This window comes from Methylomonas sp. BG-2, assembly GCF_057766305.1.
The window spans coordinates 1-3,699 of the sequence record NZ_JBYMAP010000315.1; the positions used below are offsets into that span (position 1 = coordinate 1).

General features: G+C 60.0%; 5 protein-coding genes. 2 read left to right on the top strand and 3 right to left on the bottom strand.

The window, feature by feature from the left end:
- Window positions 1-373 precede the first annotated feature (373 nt).
- Window positions 374-1,063 carry an aquaporin Z gene (gene aqpZ / locus AC3B8H_RS19375; RefSeq protein ID WP_488443162.1) on the bottom strand — a complete coding sequence of 230 codons (690 nt, stop codon included), beginning with the start codon at window positions 1,061-1,063 and terminating at the stop codon, window positions 374-376.
- Window positions 1,064-1,330: 267 nt separating this feature from the next.
- Here aqpZ and AC3B8H_RS19380 point away from each other — a divergent pair, with 267 nt between their 5' ends.
- Both AC3B8H_RS19380 and draG read left to right on the top strand, forming a co-directional pair.
- Window positions 1,331-2,137, top strand: coding sequence for an NAD(+)--dinitrogen-reductase ADP-D-ribosyltransferase (locus AC3B8H_RS19380; protein ID WP_488443163.1), 807 nt, complete (start codon window positions 1,331-1,333; stop codon window positions 2,135-2,137).
- Entirely contained in the window at window positions 2,134-3,018 is an 885-nt protein-coding gene (gene draG / locus AC3B8H_RS19385; RefSeq protein WP_488443164.1) for an ADP-ribosyl-[dinitrogen reductase] hydrolase, read from the top strand. Before AC3B8H_RS19380 ends, draG begins: the two co-directional genes overlap by 4 nt.
- Before the next feature lie 12 nt (window positions 3,019-3,030).
- On the opposite strand, the gene AC3B8H_RS19390 is transcribed toward draG, so the two are convergent.
- Together AC3B8H_RS19390 and AC3B8H_RS19395 are read right to left on the bottom strand one after the other, a co-directional pair.
- A complete protein-coding gene (locus AC3B8H_RS19390; protein WP_488443165.1) occupies window positions 3,031-3,423 on the bottom strand; it encodes a CCDC90 family protein in 393 nt (130 codons plus the stop codon).
- A gap of 78 nt (window positions 3,424-3,501) precedes the next feature.
- On the bottom strand, window positions 3,502-3,699 hold a 198-nt coding region (locus AC3B8H_RS19395), incomplete at its 5' end, for a transketolase C-terminal domain-containing protein (protein WP_488443166.1).

A 3,699-nucleotide genomic window follows, 5' to 3' on the forward strand; every position in this document is an offset into this window, starting at 1 on the left:
TCGGCGACGACAAAACGTCGTTCGTCCAAGGCCACCGCGCCGGAAACGTTGCCGCGGCCTTTGTAGGTCTTTATCGTCATAATCCAATCGCCAAGCAGTTTGGGGGGTAACGGGAGGTCGGGCGGCTATGCGACTCCGATGAAGGTCATTGGAGGAGCGCGCCTTTGCCGCGAAGAGGTCGTCCGACTATGATCTTGATTTGCCGGAGCGATGCCCAGGCTTCGTCGTTCTTAGTACGAAGCAAGCCGCGATGTCGCAAGGGAATGCCGAAATTCAGGCCCCGAATGTCGCTGGCCTGACGCTGTCGGTTCCCATTGTTCCGGCCGTTGCCGCCGGAACAATGGGCTGGACGCGCGCTAACCGGGCTCAATTCCTACTCGGCCGGCCCACCGATGAAACGATACGCCAAAGCGCCCAAGATCGCGCCGATAAACGGTGCGACCCAGAACAGCCAGAGTTGCGCCAAGGCCCAATCGCCGACGTACAGCGCGACGCCGAGGCTGCGGGCCGGGTTGACCGAGGTGTTGGTGACCGGAATGCTGATCAAATGAATCAAGGTCAGGCACAGGCCGATCGCGATCGGCGCCAGTCCTTGCGGAGCGCGGGCGTCGGTGGCGCCGAGGATCACCAGCAGAAACATCATCGTCATCACCACCTCGGTGACCAGCGCCGCCAACAGCGAGTAGCCGCCCGGCGAATGTTCGCCGTAGCCGTTGGAGGCAAAGCCGGCGGACACGTCGAAACCGGCCTTGCCGCTGGCGATCAGATACAGCACACCGCCGGCAATCACCGCGCCGACGACTTGCGCGGCAATGTAAGGCAATAACTGCTTGGCCGGAAACCGCCCGCCCATCCACAGGCCGACCGATACCGCCGGGTTGAGGTGGCAGCCCGAGATATGGCCGATCGCGTAAGCCATCGTCAACACCGTCAATCCGAAAGCCAGCGATACGCCCAGCAGGCCGATACCGACTTGCGGAAACGCGGCGGCCAATACGGCACTGCCGCAGCCGCCCAGCACCAACCAGAAAGTCCCTAGGGACTCGGCTACATAGTTTTTCATCTGATTCTCCCGTGTATAGTTATTGTGATGCCGATTTTGGAGCATTATTTTTGTTTGTGAATCAATCGGCTAGCAGACTTTATTCCCGCCGCGCGCGGGCTGTCAATCACAAATCTACGCGTTTCGATCCGTCGCTGGAGCGCCGGTCGGCTTCGGTGTCCGGATTCAAGGTCACAACCGATGGCGGGCTACGGCGGTTTGGCAAATCCGGGTGTTCGATGTGAGAATGTTTCGGTAACCGTCTTTTTCAAACTTGCCCACCCGATCATGCCCGACATTTCCCGCCACGGACACAGTACCAACCTGATCGGCGTGGCGACGGAATGCATCGCGAGCCATCTGTTCAACGACTATCCCAAATCCCTGCACATTGCCGGCACCCGCGAGGCGGCCCACGGTCTGTTCGACAAATTGTCTGAACAGGCCACGTTGGCGCAATGCGGCGAGGTGTTTCAGGACTATATGTGCGTGGTGTTCGGTTTCGAAGCCGAGCAGCGCTTGCGCGACGATGCCCAAGGCCGGCGCCGTTACCGTAATAGCTATTTGCGCTTGATTCAGGATTGGGGGCTGGATTCCAACAATGCCCAGGGCGCGGTGCTGAAGGGGTGGGTGGAAAGCCGCTTCGGCTTGTTTCCGAACTACCACAAAACCCGGATCACCAGTTTTATGAGTCCGGATTGGCTGGCCTATGTCGAAGAAAAAATGAACAGCCGTTATCACAACAACTGCATCTTCATGCAGTTGGATCTGTTGTACGAGTTTTGCCAATGGGCGATCGCCCGGTTTCGGGTGCCGGCGGCCAGCCATAAAACCCTGTACCGGGGCGTCAACGATTTGGGCGAGTGGGTGATTGGCGACGGCGACGATCATATGAAGATCGTCCGCTTCAATAGTATTTCCTCGTTTACCGATACGCCCAGCATAGCTAGCGAATTCGGCGGTTACATATTGCAAGTGGAGGTGCCGGTCGTGAAACTGGTGTTTTTTAGCGAGTTGCTGCCGCACCATGCCTTGCACGGCGAGGCGGAATATTTGGTGATCGGCGGCGATTATCGGGTCAAGGTGGCAAGATGAATGGCGATTTGTTGGACCGCGCGCTGGGCGCTTACTTGGGTTTTGCCTGCGGCGATGCGTTGGGCGCGACGGTGGAGTTTATGTCGCCCAAGCGCATTCAAAAGCGCTTTGGCGTGCACCGCGAGATGATCGGCGGGGGCTGGTTGGGTTTGGCGCCGGGACAGGTGACCGACGACACCCAGATGTCGCTGGCCTTGGGTGCGGCGATACTCGCCCGGCCGGACTGGGATTTGGCGACGGTGGCCGACCATTTCGTGGCGTGGTTGGACGGCGAGCCGCCCGATGTCGGCATGACTTGCCGGCGCGGCATCGTTCGCTACCGCGACGACGGCGAACTGATTGGCCTACCGCGCGACGACGAGGCCGGCAACGGCGCCTGCATGCGCAATCTGCCGGTGGTTTTGGCGACCTTGCATCGGCCAGCCCAGTTCGAACGCTGGAGTCTGGAACAGGGCAGGATTACCCATCACAACCCCTTATCCGACGCCGCGACCTTGACAGTGGGGCGAATGACGCAAGCTTTGTTGTCTGGCGAGGAGGTTGCGGTGTGCCGGGCTCTGGCTACCGAGTTGGTCGAACAACTTCCGCTATTTGCGTTTGAGCCCTATCCGGGGAAGGCGTCGGGCTACATCGTCGATACGCTGCAAACCGTGTTGCACTATTTTTTCACGACCGATGATTTCGAGTCGTGTCTGGTGGCGACGGTCAATCAAGGCGGCGATGCCGACACGACGGGCGCGCTGGTCGGGATGTTGGCCGGGGCGCGCTACGGCTTGGCCGGCATTCCGCCGCGTTGGCTGGAAAGCCTGGACGGCCAGGTCGCCGGCGAAATTCGCCGCCAGACCGAGCAATTGTTGAGTTTGGCCACTGGCGCCCGTTAGCGATCGGCGCGGTCAGACGCGCGCGGCCAGCTTCAGCAGCAAACCGGCGACCAACGCCGTTTGCAGCAGGCCGACGCCAACGACCCAGCGGATCAGTTCGGCTTTGGTTTCGGCAATATGAGCTTTCGTTTCCGCGATGTCGCGGCGCGTTTCCGCGCGCAGTACTTCGATGTCCTTGCTTAGCGTGGTTTCCAGTTCCTTGATGCGAATTTCCAGCCGATTTTCCGAGGTGTGGATGTCGCGCTTGATGTCGGTTTGATGTTGCTCGAAATCTTGGCGGTTTACCAACTGCCGCTCGACGATTTCGGCAATCGCCCTGGCCTGGGCCTCGGCCTGCTGCTCGGTAAAGCCACCGGCTTTGAGTTTGTTGGCGAATTCGAGCGTATCGAGAATGATGCTGCTCATGGCGGGTAGACTCCGGACGCGGGACACTGACCGTAGAGTCTACCCAAATTCATTGCCACCGGCAAAATGCCGCGCGACTCAAGCGCAAAAAGTTTCGATACTGGCCAACAACCCCTTGGCGTCTAAACCGCACAAGCTCAGCAGTTCGTCGCGGGCGCCCTGCTCGACAAAGCGGTCGGGCAGGCCCAGGGCCAGGACCGGCATCAGTATCCGCTGCGCTTGCAGGAATTCCAGCACCGCGCTGCCGGCGCCGCCGGCGATGACGTTTTCCTCGAC